A 24334-nucleotide genomic window follows, 5' to 3' on the forward strand; every position below is an offset into this window, starting at 1 on the left:
AGATCTATGCAAATTGCTCAAGCAAGAAGGTTAACTTTTGACGGCTGGACTCCGATATTGAATACAAAGATATCTTATGAGCGTACGGATGAAAAGAGGGGTAGCATTTTGCCGATCTATAAGCGCTTTATTCAGCATGTTATCCTGAACTATATTATAGGTTCATTTATTGCTGTACTACTGGTATGTATGATTTTTGTATTTTCCACGTTAAATGTAGCCCACTATGAGCTTCTGGGTCTTGTCAAAATTGTTGCATTTTCCAGCGTCATTATGATTGTTTGTGAAACCATAGTGTTTCGAATGCATTTAAGACCTGTTCATCGTTTTTTTCAAGGAAACCAGGAGACGCTCAAGGATGTAGAAGCGGTGTACATTCGGGTTCACCATCTGCCTAATTTGTCAGTTTTGCGTATTGTTGGGCCGCATTTGTTAGGCTTCTCTATCCCGGCAGCCGTTATTGCATTATGGATGATACATACTGGACAACTTACCTTTCCCTTTTATTATGTAGGAATCGCCTGTATAGGAGCTTGTCTGGTCGCTTCCATGCATGCACTGGTTGAATTTTTTCTGACCATGAGAGCAATCAAACCGCTACTGGAGGAAATTCGGGATCGGACCTACCAGCAATATGGATTGAGCTTGTCCCTGCGAGGTCGAGTTCTGCTATCACTGCGGCATAAATTTCAGTTAAGTGCAACGTTAATTGGTGCTTTTCCTCTGTTTCTGTTTTGTTTAGCTACACAGATTCGGCTGGAACGTTTGGAAGCGACGGATTCCGGCTCCTATTGGGCATGGGCGGGTACGATTTTAATATTTGGTGTAGCTTTTGCTTATCTGGGGGGCAGATTGCTGACCCGTGAAATTGAACAGCCCATCCATCACTTGTTGGAAAAAATGAATGAAGTGAAGGAAGGCCGCCTGAACAGTAACGCCAGTGACTTGTATTCAGACGAATTTGCGGAGCTGGTCGAAGGATTTAACATGATGATCGAGGGCCTGAAGGAACGAGAGGAAAAGAACGGTCAGCTATTAGACAGTTATTTTGCCACTTTGGCTGCAGCGCTGGATGCGCGGGATGCCTATACCGCAGGACATTCGTTGCGCGTGGCTGAATACTCTGTACTCATTGGGCGAAAGGGCGGTTTGAGCGAGACGGACCTTGACTTGCTGCGTAAAACAGCCTTGCTGCATGATATCGGTAAAATCGGTGTGGCTGACGCTGTGCTGTTTAAGGATGGCAAGCTGACGGACGAGGAGTTTGACCAGATTAAAATGCATCCGGTTATGGGGGAGAGTATTCTTCGGCAAGTGGAGCCGGCTTATGCTATGGCCCCTTATCTGCCTGGGGTGCGCTCGCATCATGAGCGTTACGATGGCAAGGGATACCCTGATCAGCTCTCCGGGGAAGATATTCCTCTATTTGGGCGAATCATAGCCGTAGCAGATGCCTATGATGCGATGACGTCGGATCGCCCTTATCGGAAAGGGATGAAGGAAGAGAAGGCGGTTATGATATTGGAAGAGGGTAAAGGAACCCAGTGGGACCCTTACTTTGCCGAATTATTTGTCAAGGAGTGGCGCCGGAACAAAGGCATTCTAAGCTGACACTATAGATACTCCCACTAGAGCGAGCCGTTGCGGTTCGCTTTTTTTATACATACACGCAAGCCTCTTTGGATATGTCGAAAGATGGGGCTTCATGTTATGATGTACGAGTAAGGCAAAATCGGCTAGCATAGGCCTGGCATCCAATTTCTCGCGCAATGGGAGTGTGAATCCATGCAATTTTCAATGATGTTTCTAATGAATTTGGGGATGCTGATTGCTGTTGCCTATGTGGCGAACGTGATTTATAAATATGGTTTGAGTCGTACGTCTACGCGGTTCAAATATGTCAGTTCGGTGTTGCTGGTGGTATTTGGCGGATGGGTCAGCTCTTGCTTTGGTTTTAACTTCAATGAAACCGTTATTTTTGATCTGCGTTTTGTTCCGCTAATTATCGCAGCGTTGGTATATCCCCGTTCCTACACGCTGATTATTATTGGGGTAGCGATCGGTCTTACAAGATTTACTTTCGGTCTGAATATGGCGGCGTGGGTCGGCTTTCTGAATATGAGCATTTTGGGTGTATTGTGTGCCGGTTTGAACTACTGGATGCGCCGCTCCACCTGGCGCTTGATTATTAAGGCATCCGTAACCATTTTAGCGGTTAATATTGTAAATACGTTAAATATTGCTTTCCTGGGCGTCATTCCCTGGCGCTATTATGTAGCAGAGGTTGTTCCTCTTACACTGCCTATCGGCGTGATCCTCAGCTTTTTATTTGCACTGATATTACGTGATTTTCAGATGGAGCAGCAGCGAAACTATCAGATTCAACAGGCGAATGAGTTATTGTCAGAGCAGCGTGATAAGTTGCAGAAGGCAAAGGTTATTTTAGAGGAACGCGCCAAGCAGCTCATGATGGCTTCCCAGTATAAATCGGATTTTATGGCAACGATGTCGCATGAGTTACGTACACCACTTAATAGTATTATTAACCTGGCACAGATTATCAACGAGCAGGGAAAAGAGCTGGATGAGGACGAGCTATACCAGTACAGTGATCTAATCTATGCCTCGGGGCATGATTTGCTCCAACTGATCAATGACATTCTGGACTTATCCAAGGTCGAGGCTGGGCACATGGAAATCGTAAGTGAGCCAGTCAGTGTGCGTGAGATTGCGCAGGGGATGATGATGCATTTTGAAGTCACAGCGAAGGATAAAAACCTGGAATTCAACTTGAAAGTGCATGAACATATACCGGATGAAATCCGATCCGATTCCAAACGAGTACAGCAAATTTTACGCAATCTATTGTCCAATGCCTTTAAGTTTACTCATAAAGGACGTGTATTGCTGGAAATCAGCACACAGCATTTAGATCGAAAAGGCCAGGAGGGAGATTGGGTTGTATTTGCTGTAAAAGATACAGGCATCGGTATATCCAAGCTTCAGCAGCATGTTATTTTTGAGGCATTCCAGCAGGCGAACGGTTCGATTAATCGTAAATATGGTGGAACCGGGCTGGGGTTGTCCATCAGCCGTGATTTTTCCCGCTTGTTAGGCGGGTTTATCCGTCTGGAGAGTGAAGAGGGCAAGGGAAGTACTTTTTCCCTGTACCTGCCTATGTGTCCGTCCGACAGCAAGGAGGCGGACGAACAGCCGTTTAAATTAACCTGATCGCAATCATGGGAACAAGGAGCGTTAGGAGGTATATATGGAACGTAAAGCGGTCGTTGTGGGTGGCACAGGGCTTGTCGGGGGTTATGTTGTACGTGAGCTGCTGGTGCAAAAAGAATACACCCGCGTCATGGTTATGGGCAGGCGTCCATTGGACATCAAGCATCCCAAGCTGGAGCAGGCGTTAATCGACTGGAAACAACCACAGAAGTCGGCCTTCGCCCTCGAAGGGGTGGATGATGTGTTTTGCTGCCTTGGGACAACGATGAAAAAGGCAGGCTCCAAGGAGCGATTTCGACAGGTGGATCTGGACTACCCCGTTCTGACAGCCCAGTTGGGCAAAGAAGCTGGAGCGGTACAAATGCTTGCGGTTTCTGCAATGGGCGCTGATCCGGATTCACGTGTGTTTTATAACCGTACCAAGGGTGAAGCTGAAGAGGCGCTTGCCGCGATCGGGCTGCCTGCACTGCATTTGTTCCGTCCATCGCTCATTTTGGGAGCGAGGCCTGAACGGCGTTTTGGTGAAGCCGCCGCCACGGTTGTCATGAAGGCGCTAGACGGCCTGATGACAGGCAGGCTCGCTTCCTACCGCGCTATCCCCGCTTCGTTCATCGCACGAGCTATGGTCCGAATTGCTCTCGCGCAGGCGAGCGGCGTACATATTTACCCGAACGACATCATTCGGGTCATCGGTGCGGAACTAACCTCCGATGATGAGGAACCTGGTACAGGAACGACTCCTGATGACAATGTATAAAACCATGCTTAGGATTAGAAAATGACAATAACGCCGCTGTTGCCCAATGACTCGGGTAGCAGCGGCGTTATTCGTGTTTTATGGGTGGTTTGTATTTGGCGGCACATCGATCGTAATCTCTAATTCATCCATGTAATGGCGTGGCCAGTTGCCATTAGCATCGAGTAGGGCACTACCTCCTGGTTGGGTTGGCAAGATATACGGCTTGAAGATGATCTTCTGGGGAGTGTCCACAAAAGGAGTAAACAGTGTGATCATTTTGCTGTCACGTTCTTGGGTATGGGGAACTCCAGAACCGCTCAGCAATTGAAGTTCTCTTCCCTGCTCGTCGAATACAGCATAATCGAGTATATCTAATTCCCTTTTGGTGTACTGGATCGTGTGTCCGTTCTTCATGTTATTGTGCTCACGCTCTACAGTGTACTCATCTGGCATATGTGCAATATCGGTCAGCATTTTGAATGACGTTGTGATCTTGGTTGTGATGGGGGTAATTTCTAACTTTTCTACCGTAAATGCAAGATACGGATTAGATTTGCTCATTTGCGGCTGAAGTATCTTGTTATTTATTTTAGTTTTGTGAACCGTGGTTTGTATGCGGAACGGCTCGGGTACACCTTTTAACTTTGCATATACCTCTAGCTCAAACTGATCTGGTAAGGCGGATTTACCACTGGCAGGGTCACGCATATACGCAATCAGCATAGAATTATTGTCTTTGCCCGGACGACCATACATGTGATTGAAGGCGCTACTGTTGCTGTTGACCGACGTCCCATTGATGAACAGGTCTATTTTCTCCACCATATCCTCTTCCTGTCCTTGCGTATTGGTAGTTGGATACAGGGGTTCATGTGGTGAATCCCCACCACTCTTTTCCAACGCCACGACCAAGCGTGTCCCGTCAAATATGATTTGAGGTACCTTCAATGTAATACCGCTATGGGTAACACTAAGGTTTACGGAAGTGGCCAACCCTTTCTGGTCAGCGGTTTGCAGCCCAAGATCCCCAGCTAGCTTGAACACACTATCAACAAGGGGGACCTGTTTCAATGACTCCGCCATTGTAGGCGAAACAAAGGCGCTGCCAATGATCATAACGCCAATGAGCGCTGCAGAAGCAGCGGTAATTGCAGTTCCCCGAAAAAACCTTTTAACGGAAAGATGGGAGGATGGGCGGTTGGGTAGCAGTTCCGGATCCGATTCCATTTGTGCATAAAATGCATCTAGGCGTTGCCTTACCAAATCAGGGATTACTACCATTTTTGCTTCCAAGTTTTCCTTTTCCAATTGTAATTTCTCATCCAGCTCTTGATCCTGGTTTTCAAACCCTGAAGGATTCATTGAAAGGTCACCTTCCTTTCTCCGCGATTTTGTAGCAGGTCCATTAATGTTCTGCGAGCACGGTGCAATCGTGTTTTGACGGCACCCTCTGATAGATCCAGCAACTCTGATATTTCCCTGATCGGCATATCGCGCAAATAGTGAAGGGAAATCACGGTTCGCATGGATTCCTCCAAATGGTCGATGGCCTCGCGCAGTTCGATTTTTTCGTATCCGCCCGAGGTGGACGGTTCCTTTATAAATTCCGCGACGGGTACAACCCGTTTTTGCTTGCGGATAATGAGATGGCATTCATTAATGAGAATACGAAGCAGCCATGTTTTAAAATAGCGAGGTTCACGTAGCTCACCCAGAGACTTGTATGCTTTGAGCATCGCTTCTTGCATTGCGTCCGCGCAATCCTCATTGCTGCGAAGAATGGAACGCGCCATGCCATACATATCGGATTCCATATGTTTCATCAAGGCGACGAACGCCTTGCGGTCCCCATTCCTTGCTTGGTGTAAAATTGTTTCGAGATTCAAAGGATGGTACTCCTTTCCCGTCTATACTACTAGCTATAATCATTGTACTTGTACCTGTATTTGATTTTGTACAATCTATTGTGTAGCAGGTTACAGGAATTAGATGTTACATGGGCGTTAAAGGTTACAGCGGAAATAAAAAAATGTAGCACCATTGCAACAGGGTGTCTTTAAAGAAACCCAACGTGTCAAACCGTCGCACGGAATAGTGGCTTTGGACTTCACATGCTATAATACGGTGAACCAGTATCAGGAAGGAGAATCCAACCCTTATGAAAAAAACAATTGCTACTGAAAAAGCACCCGGTGCGATCGGACCCTATAGTCAAGCGGTAGAGGCAGGCGGGTTTATTTACACCTCAGGACAGCTTGGGCTGAATCCGGCAACAGGTGAGTTTGGCAAGGATGTACAGGAGCAGGCTCGCCTGTCCTTGAGCAATGTACAAGCTATTCTGGAAGCAGCAGGCAGCAACATGAACCAGGTTGTGAAAGCGACTGTATTCCTGAAGGACATGAACGATTTTGTCAGCGTCAATGAGGTGTACAGTTCTTTCTTTGAGCAACCGTATCCAGCGCGCAGTGCGGTCGAGGTAGCTCGTCTGCCTAAGGATGCACTGGTGGAGATTGAAGTCATTGCACTGAAGGGCGAATAGTTGGCAAGGTTTGTTCATAAAATATATAGTTTGCATGACAACCGGGTGTCACTACTATAGTGGCATCCGGTTGTTTTGAATGTAATATGTGTTGTTCTTTTGTATACAAAGTGGAGGTGGAGATGATGAATAAAAAAATAATGTTCACTGGTGGAGGCTCTTCAGGACATGTAGCAGTAAACCTAGCTTTGATTCCTCACTTACTGGAACAACATTGGAGTGTCCAATACATAGGCTCAGAACAAGGGATTGAAAGGAATTTGATCTCGGGGCTAGAAGATGTGTGTTATTTTAGTGTCGCAACTGGGAAACTACGTAGATATTTTGACTGGAATAATGTTAAGGACCCGTTTAAAGTGTTAAAGGGGATTTCTCAAGCATACCGGATTATAAAGAAAGAAAAACCGGATATTATTTTTTCAAAAGGCGGGTTTGTTTCCGTTCCTGTGGTATTGGCTGGGTGGTTGAACAGAGTCCCCGTCATCATCCACGAATCCGATCTTACCCCTGGATTAGCGAATAAGATTTCCAGCATGTTTGCTACCGAAATTTGTACTACTTTTCCTGAAACAACTGAATATTTTCGGTCAAAGAATACCCGGTATATTGGTGCTGTTGTGAGAGATGAACTAAAAGAGGGGAAGGCGGCCAAAGGGTTAGCCTACTGCGGTTTTACTCGAAATAAGCCCATCATGCTGATCATGGGTGGGAGTTTAGGTTCCAAGAAGATCAATGAGCTGGTTTGGCTGAATTTAGAGGCTTTGCTCGCTCATTTTCAAATCGTGCATATTTGTGGTAAGGACCAAGTGAATAATTCTATTCGCACGAATGGTTATCAGCAATTTGATTACATAAACGATGAACTGGCGGATGTAATGGCGATGGCAGATATGGTTGTTTCCAGGGCAGGTTCAAATTCTATTTTTGAATTCTTGACGCTGCGCAAACCTATGCTGTTGATTCCTCTTTCAAAGGCAGTCAGCAGGGGAGATCAGATTCTAAATGCAAGATCATTTAAAGCACGAGGCTTATGTGAGTTTTTAGAAGAAGAAGATCTGGAATCTGAACGATTTGTCGACATAATTCTTCGTTTGTATGAAAAAAGGTCGGATTACATTCGTAATATGGAGAAAATAAATACTGATCAATCGGCAAGCAAGCTTTTAGATTTGATTAAAGTCTATGCCTGATCATATTTAATAAAAAACGAAGCAAGCGAGCTTGGGTTAAATAATTCAGACCCATGCTCGCTTGTGCTTGTTAGGAGATTATATTCGTTGACTTTAATCCCGGTCTCGATTACGGGCAAAGAATAGCCATAGCGCGTACACCAGGATGATTGCCGACAAAATCCATGCAGCCAGCCGTACATTTTCATTGTTCGGATGCTCGATGGCGATAGCGACATAGGCCCATACAAATACAAGCGGGTAGATGCTGTCACGAGAAGGGAAGCTGACCAAGATGGCCAATACGGTGCCAATAAACAGGATGATGATCGCCCATATCGTATCGCTGAGACCCCAGCCACTCCATTCATTCTTTTCCAGTGCTACTGCAATGTTGATGAGGGTAGCCACAGATACCCAACCGAGATTCAGACTGAAAGGAAGCTTGACGAACCACATTTCTCCGCGAGTTGGCTGCGGTGTACGGGTACGTGTATACACGACGAATAGGGAGAGCAAGTATAGAATAATGACGATCACGCACAGCTCTACGTATACATACTGCCATAGGAAAATCCAGATGATGTTGAAGAGACAGCTCAAAATAAAGAAAATACCGATAGACTGAACGCTTGTCTTGGCTTGCCCTGTAGATGTAGCTTGGTACATGGCAAAACAGGCGAGCAGCACGTAGATGACCGACCAGATGGAAAAAGCGTAACCTGCTGGCGTAATTAAGGTAGGATACATGTTGGATACAGCAGCAGTGCTTCTTCCGCCAATAGGAAGTGTAGAAGCCAGAATGTTAACGAGAACGACAGCGATGAATGCGATAATATTCCACCATTTATACGGATGGCTTCGTGACATAGGAATAACTCCTCCTCAACGAATGATGTTCAAAATGACCGACTGGTCACTATCTTCTACTATGAATATACCCACTTTGCTTTCAAATATGTCCGAACGGGAAAAAGTTTCTTGAACCCAATATAATCATAAAAAGTTGTATGTATATACATTCATATGTAGTACAATGGTAAAAATTTTAAGCACTATATGAGCTGAATGAAGAGTTCACATTGGGGAGCTAATACGCAGACGGAAGATGCTTCCGATGTGAATTTACTTAAATCAGCTTATATAGAAATAAGGGGATTAGTGGAATGAGAGGATTAGAGAAAGCAGGTAAATTTGTAGGTGGGACCTTTTCCATCTGGGTGCTTTTGTTTGCATGTTTGGGATTTTTCTTTCCTACGGCGTTTACAGGGTTGAAAGGATACATACAGCTATTTCTGGGCATTGTCATGTTCGGGATGGGACTGACTTTATCTGCAGCTGACTTTCGTGAAGTATTCCGGCGTCCAGTGGATGTGGCTATAGGAGTGGTCGGGCATTATCTGATCATGCCATTTCTCGCTTTTGTATTGGCATTAGTATTACAGCTTCCACCGGATATTGCGGTGGGTGTTATTTTGGTCGGCTGTTGCCCGAGTGGAACTGCATCCAACGTAATGACGCTCTTATCCAAAGGCGACGTGGCGCTTGGCGTATCGATTGCTTCAGTGTCGACGCTGATTGCTCCACTGGCGACCCCGGCGATGATTAGTCTGCTTGCCGGACGCTGGATGAATATTGATGCAAAGTCGCTGATCATGGATATTCTCATCGTGGTTATTGTCCCGATCGTGTTGGGTGTAATCGTCAAGTCGCTATTTCGCAAACAGGCGGAAGCGAGTGTTAAGGCGCTGCCGCTCATTTCAACATTGGCAATTGTACTCATTGTGGCTATTGTGGTTGCAGGCAGCAAAGGCAAGATTTTGGAGACAGGCCCGATTATTTTTGCTGTGGTTATTTTGCATAACGGTATCGGCTTTCTGCTCGGATATTGGTTTGCCAAGCTGTTTGGCATGAATCTTTCCAAACGTAAGGCCGTTACGCTGGAAACGGGAATGCAGAATTCCGGGCTGGGCGCTGCGTTGGCAGCAGCTCATTTTAATCCGATTGCTGCTGTACCGAGTGCGATTTTTAGCGTGTGGCATAATATTTCCGGCTCGTTGCTGGCGACCTGGTTTTCCCGCCGAGAGGAGAAAGATAGCATAGCCGGAGGCAAATAAGCGACTGTCAATAGCTAATGACAAGTGGCTGAAATTCGGGTTTTTCGGACAGTTTAAGGGAGATCAGAAAGGATAGATTTGACTTTGTAGGGGCGGATCATTATACTGTGGTTATTATAACCACTGTATTTAAGTAAGCACGGTAGATAGGCTTTGTCATGGAAGAAAAATGATATCGAATTCGTATTCGCAATCGTTTCATGCTCAAAAGCCTTATATGATCTGTTCTGACTTAAACTGAAGGAGAGAGAACGAATGAATCCGAAATATAATCCTTTATTTGAAGCTTTTACCCTGCCATCCGGTGTTACATTGAAGAACCGCATTACGATGGCCCCTATGACTAACTTTGCTTCCCACGAAAATGGCGAAGTCAGTGACGAGGAACTGGCATACTACCGTGAGCGCTCCGGTGGTGTGGGAGCGGTTATTACCGCTTGTGTGTATGTAACTCCAGATGGTAAAGGATTTGTTAATGAGTTTAGTGCGGACAAGGATGAGATGATTCCTAGCCTACGTCGTCTGGCAGATACGATTCATCAGGAGGGCGCGAAAGCGATCCTGCAAATTTATCATGGTGGCCGTCTGTGTCCGCCGGATCAAATTCCAGACGGACAACCAATTAGTGCAAGCGCAGTAGCCGAGGAAAAAGAAGGCGCACCTGTGCCGCGTGAAATGACATCTGACGATATCCACCGCGTCATCCGTGCCTATGGCGAAGCTACTCGCCGCGCGATTGAAGCAGGCTATGATGGTGTAGAGCTTCACGGAGCGAATGGTTACCTGGTTCAGCAGTTCTTCTCTCCGCATTCCAACATTCGTACGGATGAATGGGGAGGAAGCCTTGAAGAACGGTTGACTTTTCCGCTGGCGGTTGTTCACGAAGTGAAGAAAGTGATCGCAGAACATGCGAAGCGTCCGTTCATCTTCGGATACCGCTTGTCTCCTGAGGAAGGACACACGCCAGGCATCACGCTGGATGATACGATGGTGCTTGTAGACCGCCTGGCAGATGAAGGGCTGGATTACCTGCACATTTCCGTAAATCATTTCTTCGGCGGTTCGTTCCGTGACCGTAGTGACGAACGGTCACGTACGGTTCTCATCCATGAGAAGGTTGGGAACCGTGTGCCAGTCATGGGAGTTGGTTCACTGAATACTCCGGATGAGGCGCTTGCAGCACTGGAGACAGGTGTACCGCTTGTTTCACTGGGACGTCCGTTGTTGATGGAGCCGCAATGGGTTCAGAAGGTGCAAAACGGCACTGAAGATACTATTCGCACGACATTATCCAAGCAAGCCCAACAGGAGCTGGTCATTCCTGACTATTTGTGGGGTGCACTGACGACCATCCCTGGCTGGATGCCGGTTACGGACTAAGTTTTGAATAATAATACCCTAGGCTGCGTTCATGCGCCTAGGGTATTTTCTTGTCTCATGACCGTGATTTACAATTATATAGGAATAACATAGAGAGAAGGTAATGATAATGTTCTATGAAACGAATGGTGTGATTTCGATGAGGTCCACCCATCCGGGGTTACAGATTCGATTGTTACAAGTAAGTGATGCTGAACATTTATTGGAGATCAGACGTGAAAATTTTGATTTCTTCAAGCCGTACGAGCCAGAACGACCTGAAATTTATTTTACGCTGGAAGAACAGGCGCGCCTGATTTCCAACGGTTTAGAAGCGGCACAAGCCGGACAGGGATATACGTTTGGACTTTTTTTGGTGGAAAATAATAAGCTGATTGGCAGAATGGAGCTGTCTGGTGTCGCTAGAGGGCCCTTTCAAAACGCTAATCTGGGCTATTTCGTAGATCCTGCATATCACGGACAAGGCTATGCTACATCTGCAGTGAAGGATATCGTCCGCTACGCCTTGAATGAGTTGGAATTACACCGTATTCAAGCCGGAGTCATGCCAAGAAATACGCCCTCCCATCGAGTGATGGAAAAGGCGGGATTTCGCCGCGAAGGGCTGGCTCTCAACTATTTGAAGATTAATGGTGTGTGGGAAGATCATGTGTTATATGCGATGACGGCTGAGGATTTGCAGAATGGCGCCTTCTGAATTCGCCAGGCGTGACTCCCTCAAGCTTTTTGAACACCTTGCCAAAGTATTTCTCATCCTGATATCCGACCATACCGGCAATATGATGAAGCCGCAGCTTGTCATTCAGCAGTAACAGCTTTGCCTTGCCCATCCTGATCTGGCACAAATAATCGGACAGATTAACCCCGTACTCCTGCTTGAATTTACGAGAAATATATTCTCGGCTAAGATAAAAGCGGCTTGCTATATCCTGTAGAGAAATGTCCTCGTCATAGTTAGCATCCAGATAGCGGGCAATATCACGGATCGTCGGATTGTTGGGGCTATGGCTTGGTGTAAGTGCCTGACCAGCTGCCAGCAATCGATTTTCGATTTGTTTTTTCCATAAAGGCAGGGAAAGCATGCCGCGATTGTCGACCGGCAAGGCAGGAATGGAGTTCGACTCATCCGTCAGTTCCTCGCCTTCGGTATCTCCAGGTCTGTCATTCAGCCAGCGAGCCAGCATCCAATCCAGCTCTTGATTCCAGCCGGCTAGCTGCTCTGCTGTAACCGAAGGCAGTACGGCTACGGCTTCCATCCAGCTACTTACCGCCATAGATACGCGACTGGCATTACAGCTGAGCGCACTAAGCCGTAGTTCTTCTTCCATTTCAGACAACTGGGGAAGACGAACGGTCTGCCGGGCCGGAGAACTCTCGTGCATCCAGTTGGTGGCCTGTAGCACATCCCGTTTCCACAGTGCTTGCCGTGCTTCTTGGTAGGCTGTGGCTGCCCCCACGGGAAAGGTTCCGAAAGAACCAATCCCGATGTGCATGTAGCATCGCAGCGCCGTTCTAATCCCTGCGTGAATGTCCTGCAAGAGCACTGGCCAACGAGCCGGCTCCCCCCAATATAGCAGAATAATTTCGTCCGTACGCTCCAGATGACGGAATGCAACTCCGGTCTGAGAGGTACCCAGAAATTCGTTGCAGATGTTCATAAGGGAAAAGCCTAGAAGCGCGCGACGCGTTTTATATTTGTCGAGTATATCGGCATCCAGTTGAGTGGTACTCATCACTGCCGCATTACATACCTGAATAGCTGGCGGGAGACGCAGCTCCTCACGTAAAGGCGTGATGGAGAGCGATGTACCGGAAATGAGCTCGGTCAGGAGTTTATCAGCATAGTGCGGCCTCATCCGGTTGACCTCCATAGCCTGCATGGTCTGCCTGTTCCGGTCTTGCTCCGCTGTCCGCCAAGCTTGAGTAGCTTTACTGAGCGCCTCATTGATCTCTACCGGATCTACAGGTTTAAGAATATAGTCCATACCTCCCCGGCGAATGGCCTGCCGAACTAACTCAAAATCATCGTAGCCACTGACCACCACGACTCTGGTAGCTGGAGAATTCGCCTGAATCCACTCCATCAAGGCTACTCCATCTCTACCAGGCATTCGCATATCTGTGAGTACCACGGGCGGGGAAAGTGCGGTAATGACCTCAATCGCCTGATCGCCCGATTCAGCCTCAATCACCTCGGTCACACCGTAAGCTTCCCAATGTACAAGCATCCGAATGGCGTGACGTACATGCTTTTCATCATCCACTATCAGGACCTTCATTGACAGATCACTCTCCCTTAATATGATTTTCTGTATGGGGCTCGGTGCGAATTTCAAGTGTGAAACGAACGCCATGAGGCAGAATATTGTCTACACACAGGGTATTAGAACCATCCTCCGAGTGAAGTTGGATACGTAATAGAACATTACGAAGACCAATGGAGTTCTGCTCGCTAGTGTCTGATTCTTCGTGGGCTTTCAGCGGACGTTTCAGCATTTGCTGGAGCTGCTCCAACTCGGTTGGTGGAATCGACGCGCCGTTATTTTCCACTTCAATCCTCACAATGCCTTCCCGGATTCGGCAGGCTGTAATATGAATCTTACCAGGCCCCAGCCGGGGATCGGCACCGTGTTTAAAGTAGTTTTCCACCAACGGCTGGAGAATCATTTTAGGCACCCGATCATTCAGAACCTCATCATCCCACTGATAGGTGACCTCTAATTGCTCACCGAAGCGTTCTTTTTGCAAATCAAGATATTGTTTTACATGCTCAGCTTCTTCCTTGAGTGTTACAACTGTGTGATCCCGCATATTGTAGCGCAGCATTTTGGCAAGGGAAGAAAGCAGAGAATAGATTCGCGGCACCTCATGCTGTAGAGCCAGTGTTCCAATAGACTGTAGCGTATTATATAAAAAATGAGGATTAATCTGTGCCTGAAGCGCTTTCAATTGGTGTGTCTTGTTAGCCAGTTCCAGCTTGTATTCCCGCAAAATGAGGTTATTGATGGTATCCATCATCTGTCTGAAACGACGCGACAGCACTCCAATCTCATCGTTGCTCATGGCCCGGATGTCTACATCCAGCTGACCGGACTGAATCTGGTTTATGTAGCGAGTCAGCCGTTTAATAGGTTCCGTAATTTTTATTGAAATCCATAACGTGGCAACAATAACGAGCAGCAACGCTGCGCCTGTAATGACCGCATTGATCTGGGTCAGTTGGGTAGCCCGCAAATAAAGCGTCCGATGAGGGATTTTCTTGACGAGCGTCCAGCCTGACAGATTGGCATCCAGTTTGCCATATACGTGCAGGGCTGTATCATCTTCAATTACACCGTGCTCGTCTTCTTTAGAAATTCGCTTGAGTAGGCCAGATTCCTTCCAGTGTGTTCCAATGAATGATTCTTTTCCGCTATATACGATCGTTCCGTTCCGATCAATTAAAAATAGCTCCTCTGTATCTGCATCATACAACTGACGGCAAATACTGCGCAGCGGCTCCAGATCCACATCTATAGCCAGTACCCCAAGCGTTTCTGAAGACGGAATGTTCCGAATCGCCCGGTGGAGTGTAAATACCTGCCGCTTTGTATTCTGCTCAGCATAGGAAACTGCTGAAAAGCCGTACAAATGCTTTATGTGCGAGGGTTGCATGAACAGCCCAGAAGGGCCGTAATGAATAGAACCGGTGAAGGGCTCCAGCCGGAACTCCCGTAGAGGGACCGTGCTGGTAATCAGTGTAGATTGCCCAGCCTCAAACGAATGCAAGTACACCTGGTCAATGCCTGAGGAAGCATTCATCATCGTTTGCAGCGTGGTGTAAATCTCGGCAACGGCCCGGTAATCATCCGGAATTTTAGCCAGGTTGCGCAGAAAATGAGGGTCATTATAGACTCCGATCGATGCACGATTTAATCCCTGTAAATAGTTATCCAGATTCGTAATTCCCTGAAAAATAAGCCGTTCGTTTTCCTGGGTGGCCTGTTCCCGTAAGGATTGCTTGGTGAGGATGAAGGTCATGGTCATTGAAAGCAGCAACGGAAGAGTAACCGCAATGAGTAGAAACCAGATTAGACGAGAACGAATGCTATGAAATTTCATGCAGGTAGCTCCTTTCACAATTCAAGGCAAGCCAGAGGTCAATATTTTCCCCCCTAATGGTTCACGATCTTGCGTGTTCTCCAGAGCGCTTATTCGACATAATGAACATGTGAATCGCATATCCATACGGATTCAACGTCCACACTGCTTGCAAGGATGCCGTAGAGGAGCGTTCCAGACACCAAAGAGAACAAAGGGGGGATCGGTTTGAATCGCGCCAAGTCGTCGCAATGGCTCCAGCAATGGATTTTTGTAGGGCCATCGACGTTATTTTTCGTTATCATTATTGTAATCCCTTTCATGCTAGGAATGTACTATTCTTTTACAGAGTGGAATGGGGTAGCCAATCAGGCCAAGTGGGTCGGGCTGGATAATTTCAGTCACATTTTATTTAATGATGACAAATTCGGGACAGCGTTCTGGTTTACCGTCCGTTTTACGGTGATTGGAGTGGTAGCTGCCAATATTTTTGGTTTTCTGCTGGCGTATTTTCTAACCAAGCCGCTAAAAACAAAAAATGTGCTTCGAACTATTTTTTTCATGCCTAATGTGATCGGAGGTCTGTTGCTCGGTTTTATCTGGCAGTTTATTTTCGTCAAGGGATTTGCAGCGATCGGCGAGAGTACGGGGTTATCCTTCTTCAACCTGTCCTGGCTGGGAGATGAGATCACGGCCTTCTGGGGCATTGTGATCGTGTTTATCTGGCAAACAGCCGGATATTTAATGGTGATTTATATCTCTTCCCTTACCAATGTGCCCCGGGATATGCTGGAGGCAGCCGAGATTGATGGGGCGAGTCGGATGCAAATCTTGCGGTCGATTATACTGCCTTTGATCATGCCCGCCATTACGGTATGTCTCTTCCTGGCGATATCATGGTCGTTTAAAATGTTCGATCTCAACCTGTCATTGACGAAGGGTGGTCCCTTTGGTTCTACAGAGTCAGTGGCACTCAATATATACAATGAAGCGTTTGTCAATAATCGTTATGGGTTGGGAACGGCTAAAGCACTTATCTTCTTTATCATTGTTGCTCTCGTTACGAGCCTTCAGGTACGCCTGACGAAAAGCCGGGAGGTGGAATCGTAAATGGAAACAAACAATCGCTACCGCGTTGGAACCTGGGCGACCGAGTTGGTGATGATCCTCGTCGCATTGGTATTCCTCGTCCCGTTTTACTTTTTGTTCGTGAATTCGGTCAAAAGCTTTGGTGACTTGCTCACCGATTCTGCGGCCTGGCCACAAACCTTTGTATGGAGCAACTATGCTAGAGCTTGGAGCATCACGCGTTTTCCTGAAGCGTTATGGAACTCACTCGTGGTTACGGTGGTCAGCAATCTACTGCTCGTACTGATCAGCTCAATGGCTGCCTATCGAATGGTTCGGCGTCCAACACGTTACAATCGGGTACTGTTCAGCCTGTTCGTGGCTGCGATGGTCATTCCTTTCCAATCGGTGATGATTCCTTTGGTCAAGGTTGTAAGTACGCTGGATTTAATGAACAGTATTAGTGGTCTGGTAATCTGTTATCTGGGATTCGGGGCTCCTATGTCCATCTTTCTCTTTCACGGATTCGTCAAAGGTGTGCCTGTTGAGGTGGAAGAAGCAGCTACAGTGGACGGTTGCACGCCTTACGGGGTGTTTTTCCGGATTGTATATCCGTTGATGCTGCCCATGATGGTAACGGTTATTATTTTGAATACACTCTGGATCTGGAATGACTATCTACTGCCTTCTCTGGTACTGCAAAAGGCTGAATTGCGCACCATTCCGATTGCAACCTATGCCTTTTTCGGACAATACACGAAGCAGTGGGATTTGGCTTTGCCAGCTCTGGTGCTGGGTATTTTGCCGGTCATCGCGTTCTTTCTAGCCATGCAAAAATATATTATACAAGGTATCATGGCAGGCTCGGTCAAAGGCTGAGTGTGGGATGTACTGAAAACATGTGCACGGTGTGCCACTCCGCAAACGGAGAACACTTTGAAATTTAGAATAGAAAGGAACATAAATATGAAAACGCATACTTTTAAAAAGAAAGCCCAAGCAATGATTTTGCTTTTTGCTGCCTTTGCTCTGGTTTTGGCGGGCTGTAACAGCAGTGGTGGACAAAATGCAGGCAATGAGGAAGTGAAGGAAAAAACCATTCACATTTTTCAGTTTAAAGTAGAGATTGCAGAAGCGCTAAATCGCATGAAGGCGGAGTATGAAGCGACTCACCCGGGGATCAAGCTCGACATTCAGACCGTAGGCGGGGGGAGTGACTATGGGGCGGCGTTGAAGGCCAAGTTTGCCTCTGGCGAACAGCCGGATATTTTTAATGTCGGCGGTTATCGTGAGCTGGATACGTGGCTGGAATATTTGGAGGACCTGTCCGACCAGCCTTGGGTTGGTGATGTGGTCGATGTCGCCAAAGAACCGATGACCAAGGATGGCAAGCTGTATGGTCAGCCAATGAATCTGGAAGGGTACGGCTTTATCTACAACAAGGATTTGTTCAAAAAGGCTGGAATCACCGAGCCGCCTAAAACGCTGTCCGAGCTGGAGGCTGCTGCGCAAAAGCTGCAAGCCGCAGGGATCACACCTTTTTCCAATGGGTACCAGGAGTTTTGGGTGCTGGGTAATCATTTGCTGAACGTGGCATTTGCTAATCAGCCAGACCCCTCGGCCTTCGTCAAGGGACTGAATGATGGTACAGCCAAAATTCCAGGCAATGCTGTATTCGCCGAATGGATTAAGCTGCTCGATCTGACGCTCAAGTATGGCAATTCGAAGCCGCTCACGACTGATTACAATACGCAGGTAACGAACTTTGCCACTGGCAAGGCTGCCATGATGCAGCAAGGGAACTGGACTCAGGTCCAAATTGATGGAATTAATCCGAAGCTGAATCTAGGTATTCTGCCTATGCCGATTGGTGAAGACGCAACAGCCGGAGATAAGCTGTTTGTAGGGGTTGCTAATAACTGGGTGGTTAATAAAAATTCGTCTGTCAAAGCTGAGGCCAAAGAGTTCTTAAACTGGATAGTGACATCCGAGCAGGGGAAAAAGTATATCACCAAGGAGTTTAAGTTCATTCCGGCGTTCAAGAGCATCAAAGGGGAAGAGGCCGATATGGGTCAACTGGGTGCCGAAGTAGTGAAATATAGTCAGGAAAATAAACTGCTGGGCTGGTTCTTTAGCCGTTATCCTGAAGGAGCACAGCAAGAATTCGGAAGTCAGATGCAAGCCTATGTGGCAGGTAAATCGGATGCCGGGAAGCTGTTCGAGGATTTCCAGAGAACATGGGATAATTTAAAGACCAAATAATGAAATGAAATACGCAGTAGAGCCTTCGTATGTCAGGGAGATTGCATGATCCTGAGCATACGAAGGTTTTTTTGTGAACATAATTATAAATGATAATGAAGTAGAACAATATCCCCGCGGCGTTCGATTTCTTGGAGTTGAAAAGTACTTGGCAGCGTTCCTTCTGGGAATAAGGGTATTCCTTGTCCCAGTACTTTGGGAATGATCGCAATGATCGCCTTTTCCAGCAGCCCAGCCTGCATGAAGGCCTGAACTAACTGACCCCCACCTACTAACCATACCAAACCTTCCGATTGTTTTTGTAGACGCGGAACCAGTTCAGACAAAGCCTCGTCCGTAAATGTAACATGTGGTGCCTGCTGTTGCTCCGTCAATGACCGGGTGAGTACATAACACGGCTTTCCGGCATAAGGAAAATCATCCGAAAGCTTTAACACTTCCTCATACGTCAGCCTGCCCATCAGCACTGTACTTACAGTATCATAAAATTCAGCGTATCCATTGTCCCCGCCATCTCCTTTGACATCATACAGCCAGTCCACCGCCCCGTCCGGCATTGCGATATACCCGTCGAGACTCATGGCGATATACAGCACCACTTCATTTGATTTCAAATCCTTCATCGTTCATCACTCCTTTTTATCTCTATGTTACAATCTATTTATGACATACTTTGTCGTAGTTAAAGGATCGTCTAAACTTTATTTTTGATTAGAGGAGTACCTTATGAACGAACGCAGAATTGCTCTTATGAGGATACTGGATTCCCGAAAAAAATATACGGCGCGTGAGTTGGCCGAACGATTTGGCGTCTCCGTCAGAACGATACAAAGAGATCTCGACTATTTGCAGCAAACCGGGTTACCCCTGTATACCGAGACGGGCCCTCATGGCGGATACCGGGCCCTTCCCAATCGGCTCCTTCCTCCCCTTCATCTTGCGCGCGACGAAGCACTGGGTCTTTTTCTCATGCTGCAACTGCTGGAAGACATTCCGGATATCCCTTTTGGATCGGTTCGTGGACATTTGTCCGATCATTATTATGCCGAGCTTCCCCAGGATGTGCAGGACAGCATTGACCAATTAAAGGATTACATTTCTTTTCGTATGATACCTACTCACGCAGACTCACCCTACACCTCGCTCATTTTGGAGGCTGCACTAAACAAGCGCAGGGTGAACATGCACTACCGCTCCGCTTCCGGGACAAAGTGGACCCAGGTATATCCGATTGGGCTTTATTTTGATCACGGATATTGGTATATGCCAGCGCATAACAAAGACCGCATTATTCTTTACCGTTCAGATCGGGTGATCACCATCACGATACTAGATGAAACCTTGGACAGCCTCCCCACCCTTCAAGCATGGTTGGCTTCAGAGGATTCCCGTGTAGGAATTCCGTCCAAAATAAAATTTACCGCATTGGGTGCTAGGTTGGCCGAATCAGATACCCTCTTCCACAATGTCTCCCATCAGGAAGGCCTGGGTCAGGAATGGCACGGACATATCCCCGTTGAAGAGTTTAGGTATGTATCCAGACTTTTGTTAAAGTATGGGCCAGAAGCCGAGGTCGTATATCCGCAAGAACTGCGTATGCTGGTCAGGAAATTGCTGCAAGACAGCCTGAATCCTTATCTGAAGGATGATGAAGAATAAGAGGCAGTGCTTATAGTTAATCACATGAATATTTAAGGTTATTAACGTATGACTTTCCATTTATTTTTGTGATAAAGTTTTGAAATGAGCCCGTTTTCGTATATGATGAAGAGTAATAATTCAAAAGGCTGGACGGGAGACAGATATGAATCAACCGCTTTATGGAATATGGCTCGGAGATGTGTTTTTTTGCTTTTCTGGTGAGACGTCGGAACCACGTATTGATGCGTGGAGCAGTGTAATCCGCAGGCTGACGCTAAAGGGAGACCTTCGGCCGTTTCGGCAGGCTGCGTTGCGTCTTGCCGAGGTGCGGATACCTAACAATGCTCGCGTGGAAACCGCAGGCAGAGGTGGCAAGAGACGTTCCATGCTGGGGCGTACGCTGGAGGGTCTGGCACTGGAACCCCGCGAGACGATGGCTCTGCTGACTCGCATGGACGAGAAGGGCTGTGCGGCATCGGGCATTACGCTTGGCGAGGAAATGCAATATTGGCAAAAGGCTGCTTATTTTGCGCTGGAGCTGATGCAGCGGGGCGAAATCGTGCCATCACTTACAGAGGCGCGTCCATCTGGACCGCGACGGCGCGGCCCGGATGCGGCGGTAGGGGTGTGGATTCCTCGGCTTCGCGAAGAGGAGGACATCCGCCGCTTTCATGAGCTGGCAGCTGCGATGCCGGCTGTTTGTATGGCAGCTCCGGCCGTTTTTGCGGGCAAGGAGCCAGAAACACGTGAGGATGCAGCTGGAATGGTGCTGTATTCCTTCTTGTGTGCGGTCGTTCATGCAGAAACGACCGCGGTGCTGGCTGCGTCAGATCGTGAATTGGGACGATATCGGGCAGATTATCGGCGCGGAGGATCACCACTGGCGGAGCTGTGGTGGAACAGTCTGTTGACAGGTTCGCGTCAGGTTGCGATTCAGGGAACGCCTGCTGAGATGGAGGAGCTGGTGCTTCAGGCGTCCTCTCTTAAGGGAAGCACGATGCCTATAACGGAACGGGAAGCCAAGGAACCCGTTGAAGGGCAATTGCGTCTGTGCCTTCGTTTGGAGCCTTCTTTGGAAGAGAGTATCCAGGAATGGCGCATTACCTTTTGGGCAGAAAGCGATGCTGAGCCCGGATTACGACTGCCTGCTTTGGCATTGTGGGCATATCCGGAACGTGATCTGGTTCGCGGTGAAATTGTGTACCGTCAAGTACAGGCGCAACTGCTGACGAGGCTCGGACAGGCGGCTGAAGCGGCACCTATATTGCAGGAAGCATTAAACCGCCCTTATCCCGAGGGACTGACCCTGGAGCCGGAGATGTTCTTCCGCTTCCTGACGGAAGCCGTACCTTCTTTACAAAAGAATGGTATCACTGTGCAAATGCCTTCACGCTGGAGCCGGGAGGGGCGAAGACGTGCAGGCTTACGGCTTAAAATGCGCTCGACAGAGCAGGGTGCCAAGCCAGATGGTGTGATCGCCGATACATCGTCGGTTGGCATTAACCGCATGATTTCGTTTGATGCCGAGGCTGTGCTGGGGGATACGACCTTGACGATGGAGGAATTGGAAAGCATCGTCGCGGCCAATTTGCCTTATGTACGTCTCGGAGGGGAATGGATTGAGGTAGATCCCAAGGAAATTCGTCAGGTGCTGCGGTTCATCAAGCGCGGAGAAAACGGTGAAATGAGCTTGTCCGAATGGATGCATTTGGCTGCGGAAAATGAAAGTGCAGGCGAGGCCTCGTGGAAGGGCTTGTCCATCTTTGGCGCGGAATCCGCCGGATTGCTAGCCTCGTTGGCTGAGGGCGGGGTACTCCGTTCCGTAGAGCCGCGGCCTGTGCCGGAGACGCTGCATGGTGCACTACGGCCGTATCAAGAGCGCGGCTTTCAATGGCTGGCTGCGATGCGCGGATTGGGCTTTGGTGTGTGCCTTGCCGACGACATGGGGCTGGGTAAGACGATTCAGGTTATTACCTGTTTGCTCGATGGTGGCATCGGCGCAGATGATCAGCGTCCGGCGTTAATTATCTGTCCGACGTCTTTGCTTGGCAACTGGCAGCGGGAATTGAAGCGTTTTTCACCGGATTTGTCGCTTTATATTCACCATGGCAACCAGCGACTCCACGGTGAGCTGTTTCAGGAAAATGTACGAGAGTATGATATCGTCCTCACTACCTATCATTTGGCGGGCCGGGACGGCAGCGATTTATCTGCGGTCTACTGGTCTTCCATTGTGTTGGATGAGGCGCAATATATAAAAAATGCACGCACTAAGCAGGCACAAAGCGTCATGAAGTTGTCCGCCCCGCATCGAATTGCCATGACGGGCACGCCGGTAGAGAATCGGCTAAGCGAGCTGTGGTCTATTTTTCAATTTCTGAATCCAGGGTACCTCGGTACGGCATCTTCATTCCGCCAGCGGTACAGTCTGGCAGGAGAGGAGCGGGGGTCCGCGTTGCGTGAGCTTCATCGTCTCGTCTCCCCGTTCATGCTGCGTCGGCTCAAAAGCGATCCGGATATTCGTAAGGATTTGCCAGAGAAGCTGGAGTTGAAGTCCTATTGTGTACTGACACCAGAGCAGGCCGGATTATACCGCGGTGTGGTGGATCAATTATTGGGAACATTGGATGGGCAGGTCGGTATGGCCCGCAAGGGGCTTGTTCTGTCATCGCTGACCAAGTTGAAGCAAATCTGTGACCATCCGGGTTTGATCATCCCAGGACGTGCTGACAGCAGTAAAACCGAAAACTCGGGTAAAATGGAGCGACTGTTGGAATTGGTAGAGACCATTCGCGAGAACAATGAATCGGCGCTGATTTTCACCCAATATGTGTCGATGGGAGAACTGCTGGTATCCCGTTTGGCCAAGATTTTGGGAGAAGAGCCATATTTCCTGCATGGAGGACTGGCGAAAACCAGACGGGACGAAATGGTTCACAACTTCCAGCAGGGAAAAGGACCGAATATATTCGTACTTTCCTTGCGTGCAGGTGGCGTGGGTCTGAACTTGACGCGTGCCAGCCATGTCATTCACTATGATCGCTGGTGGAATCCTGCGGTGGAAAATCAGGCGACAGACCGAGTATTCCGTATTGGCCAAAGTCGCAATGTACAAGTGCACAAGCTGATTTGTCAGGGAACACTGGAGGAAAGAATCGACGAGCTGATCGAGAGCAAAAAGGCCCTTTCCGAGCAGGTTGTCGGCTCTGGAGAACATTGGCTCACCGAAATGTCTGATGATGAACTGCGTGGTCTGATTGCGTTGCAAAATGACGTATGGATCGAGTGAGCAGAGAAAGGATGAAGGCGATGACGAGACCGCAAGTGAAGCTGAAAGTAACTGACGGTCGATGGATCGTGGAATTAGACGGCAATGGGCCAGAAGGTAAATCGACGGGTGTACCTTTCGCACATCCCGTTCAATGGACTGGCCCAGTGCCTGTACTGAACCTGGAACAGCGAGGGGCATGGCTGGAGCAGTTAAAAGCGGAGCCTTTGGACATCTACCGTCTTCTGAAAGGGGAAGCTTGCCTGTCGCTGGATGAGATTGTTCAACTCGCAGCTGAGACCGCCATCTCCAGCAGAGAGAATGGAGTGGGTGCAGTCGAAGACGTGAAGAAAGCTCTTCAGACCGGACTGGAAAACGAGCCACAACACTGTCCGGCGTTGATCGGAATGACGCAGGAAGAGCTGCTGGAATACGTGTTTAGTGCTTGGGCTGGAGAGTTATCCCATATGCAGAGAACATCCCCCGCGCTTGAGCCTACCTCACGCGCGGAGGGCGGACGCAGCGGAACGGCAGCGATTAGCGAGTGGATTGCAGAATCTGCAGCTGAAGGAGCGTTACATCGCCCCGGAGCAGGCTTTCATGCCATTGAAATCCGCCTACCGCAGAAACTTGCTTCCAAAAAGGAGACCGATATTACGTCCTTGCTGCCAGGGTTACCCCGTGCTGAAGAAGCATTGAAACTCATACGTGAACGGGTAGCCGAGCGAGCCCAGGCTGCAATCCCGCAAAAACGTCATAATCCGTAATAATTCGGGTATTTGCTTTCTTTTTCGAGTCTGTTCACCCTCATTGAATAGGATAACGGCTTCGAAGAGTGTC

20 protein-coding genes are annotated in these 24334 nt (G+C 48.1%); 14 read left to right on the top strand and 6 right to left on the bottom strand.

The features are described from left to right. Window positions 1-108 precede the first annotated feature (108 nt). The 3 genes from PPM_RS02840 (at window position 109) to PPM_RS02850 (ending at window position 3988) form a co-directional block, all read left to right on the top strand. The gene (locus PPM_RS02840) at window positions 109-1611 is read left to right on the top strand and encodes an HD-GYP domain-containing protein (RefSeq protein ID WP_025676220.1); all 1503 of its coding nucleotides are present in this window, start codon (window positions 109-111) and stop codon (window positions 1609-1611) included. 174 nt (window positions 1612-1785) lie between these two features. Next, window positions 1786-3231, top strand: coding sequence for a sensor histidine kinase (locus tag PPM_RS02845; RefSeq protein WP_013369173.1), 1446 nt, complete (start codon window positions 1786-1788; stop codon window positions 3229-3231). 37 nt (window positions 3232-3268) lie between these two features. After that, entirely contained in the window at window positions 3269-3988 is a 720-nt protein-coding gene (locus PPM_RS02850; protein WP_013369174.1) for an NAD(P)H-binding protein, read from the top strand. A gap of 78 nt (window positions 3989-4066) precedes the next feature. On the opposite strand, the gene PPM_RS02855 is transcribed toward PPM_RS02850, so the two are convergent. Further along, window positions 4067-5332, bottom strand: coding sequence for a DUF4179 domain-containing protein (locus tag PPM_RS02855; RefSeq protein WP_013369175.1), 1266 nt, complete (start codon window positions 5330-5332; stop codon window positions 4067-4069). Beyond that, window positions 5329-5856: an RNA polymerase sigma factor gene (locus PPM_RS02860; protein WP_014599431.1), complete on the bottom strand. Its 528-nt coding sequence runs from the start codon at window positions 5854-5856 to the stop codon at window positions 5329-5331. The genes PPM_RS02855 and PPM_RS02860 overlap by 4 nt, the downstream gene beginning before the upstream one ends. A 272-nt stretch (window positions 5857-6128) precedes the next feature. Here PPM_RS02860 and PPM_RS02865 point away from each other — a divergent pair, with 272 nt between their 5' ends. Together PPM_RS02865 and PPM_RS02870 are read left to right on the top strand one after the other, a co-directional pair. Continuing rightward, window positions 6129-6509 carry a RidA family protein gene (locus PPM_RS02865; protein WP_013308546.1) on the top strand — a complete coding sequence of 127 codons (381 nt, stop codon included), beginning with the start codon at window positions 6129-6131 and terminating at the stop codon, window positions 6507-6509. Window positions 6510-6634: 125 nt separating this feature from the next. Continuing rightward, window positions 6635-7699, top strand: a complete 1065-nt coding sequence (locus PPM_RS02870) for an undecaprenyldiphospho-muramoylpentapeptide beta-N-acetylglucosaminyltransferase (protein ID WP_014599432.1) — start codon at window positions 6635-6637, stop codon at window positions 7697-7699. Window positions 7700-7792: 93 nt separating this feature from the next. Here the strand turns inward: PPM_RS02870 and PPM_RS02875 are convergent, their stop codons facing one another. Beyond that, window positions 7793-8548 (bottom strand): tryptophan-rich sensory protein, encoded by a 756-nt coding sequence (locus PPM_RS02875; RefSeq protein WP_013369179.1) that lies wholly within the window; start codon window positions 8546-8548, stop codon window positions 7793-7795. A gap of 296 nt (window positions 8549-8844) precedes the next feature. Here PPM_RS02875 and PPM_RS02880 point away from each other — a divergent pair, with 296 nt between their 5' ends. The 3 genes from PPM_RS02880 (at window position 8845) to PPM_RS02890 (ending at window position 11872) form a co-directional block, all read left to right on the top strand. Next, window positions 8845-9795: a bile acid:sodium symporter family protein gene (locus PPM_RS02880; RefSeq protein WP_013369180.1), complete on the top strand. Its 951-nt coding sequence runs from the start codon at window positions 8845-8847 to the stop codon at window positions 9793-9795. Window positions 9796-10050: 255 nt separating this feature from the next. After that, window positions 10051-11175, top strand: coding sequence for an NADH-dependent flavin oxidoreductase (locus tag PPM_RS02885; protein WP_013369181.1), 1125 nt, complete (start codon window positions 10051-10053; stop codon window positions 11173-11175). A 109-nt stretch (window positions 11176-11284) separates the two neighbouring features. Further along, window positions 11285-11872: a GNAT family N-acetyltransferase gene (locus PPM_RS02890; RefSeq protein WP_013369182.1), complete on the top strand. Its 588-nt coding sequence runs from the start codon at window positions 11285-11287 to the stop codon at window positions 11870-11872. Here PPM_RS02890 and PPM_RS02895 read toward each other — a convergent pair. Beyond that, on the bottom strand, window positions 11802-13454 hold the full coding sequence (locus PPM_RS02895; RefSeq protein ID WP_013369183.1) for a response regulator: 1653 nt from the start codon (window positions 13452-13454) through the stop codon (window positions 11802-11804). The genes PPM_RS02890 and PPM_RS02895 overlap by 71 nt on opposite strands. A 7-nt stretch (window positions 13455-13461) precedes the next feature. Next, entirely contained in the window at window positions 13462-15276 is a 1815-nt protein-coding gene (locus PPM_RS02900) for a sensor histidine kinase (RefSeq protein ID WP_013369184.1), read from the bottom strand. Window positions 15277-15483: 207 nt separating this feature from the next. Between PPM_RS02900 and PPM_RS02905 the strand changes: the two genes are divergently transcribed. The 3 genes from PPM_RS02905 (at window position 15484) to PPM_RS02915 (ending at window position 18585) form a co-directional block, all read left to right on the top strand. Further along, window positions 15484-16365, top strand: a complete 882-nt coding sequence (locus PPM_RS02905; RefSeq protein WP_013369185.1) for a carbohydrate ABC transporter permease — start codon at window positions 15484-15486, stop codon at window positions 16363-16365. Then, a complete protein-coding gene (locus tag PPM_RS02910; protein ID WP_013369186.1) occupies window positions 16366-17202 on the top strand; it encodes a carbohydrate ABC transporter permease in 837 nt (278 codons plus the stop codon). It begins immediately after the preceding gene. 87 nt (window positions 17203-17289) lie between these two features. After that, the gene (locus PPM_RS02915; RefSeq protein ID WP_013369187.1) at window positions 17290-18585 is read left to right on the top strand and encodes an ABC transporter substrate-binding protein; all 1296 of its coding nucleotides are present in this window, start codon (window positions 17290-17292) and stop codon (window positions 18583-18585) included. Window positions 18586-18668: 83 nt separating this feature from the next. Here the strand turns inward: PPM_RS02915 and PPM_RS02920 are convergent, their stop codons facing one another. Beyond that, a complete protein-coding gene (locus tag PPM_RS02920) occupies window positions 18669-19208 on the bottom strand; it encodes a dihydrofolate reductase family protein (protein ID WP_013369188.1) in 540 nt (179 codons plus the stop codon). 103 nt (window positions 19209-19311) lie between these two features. Between PPM_RS02920 and PPM_RS02925 the strand changes: the two genes are divergently transcribed. The 3 genes from PPM_RS02925 to PPM_RS02935 all read left to right on the top strand — a co-directional run bounded on the left by PPM_RS02925 (window position 19312) and on the right by PPM_RS02935 (window position 24261). Then, entirely contained in the window at window positions 19312-20244 is a 933-nt protein-coding gene (locus PPM_RS02925; protein WP_013369189.1) for a helix-turn-helix transcriptional regulator, read from the top strand. A 145-nt stretch (window positions 20245-20389) separates the two neighbouring features. After that, the gene (locus PPM_RS02930) at window positions 20390-23515 is read left to right on the top strand and encodes a DEAD/DEAH box helicase (RefSeq protein ID WP_013369190.1); all 3126 of its coding nucleotides are present in this window, start codon (window positions 20390-20392) and stop codon (window positions 23513-23515) included. Window positions 23516-23535: 20 nt separating this feature from the next. Continuing rightward, window positions 23536-24261, top strand: coding sequence for a hypothetical protein (locus PPM_RS02935; protein WP_014599433.1), 726 nt, complete (start codon window positions 23536-23538; stop codon window positions 24259-24261). Window positions 24262-24334 lie beyond the last annotated feature (73 nt).

The sequence above is a fragment of the Paenibacillus polymyxa M1 genome, from assembly GCF_000237325.1.
GTDB classification, from domain to species: domain Bacteria; phylum Bacillota; class Bacilli; order Paenibacillales; family Paenibacillaceae; genus Paenibacillus; species Paenibacillus polymyxa_C.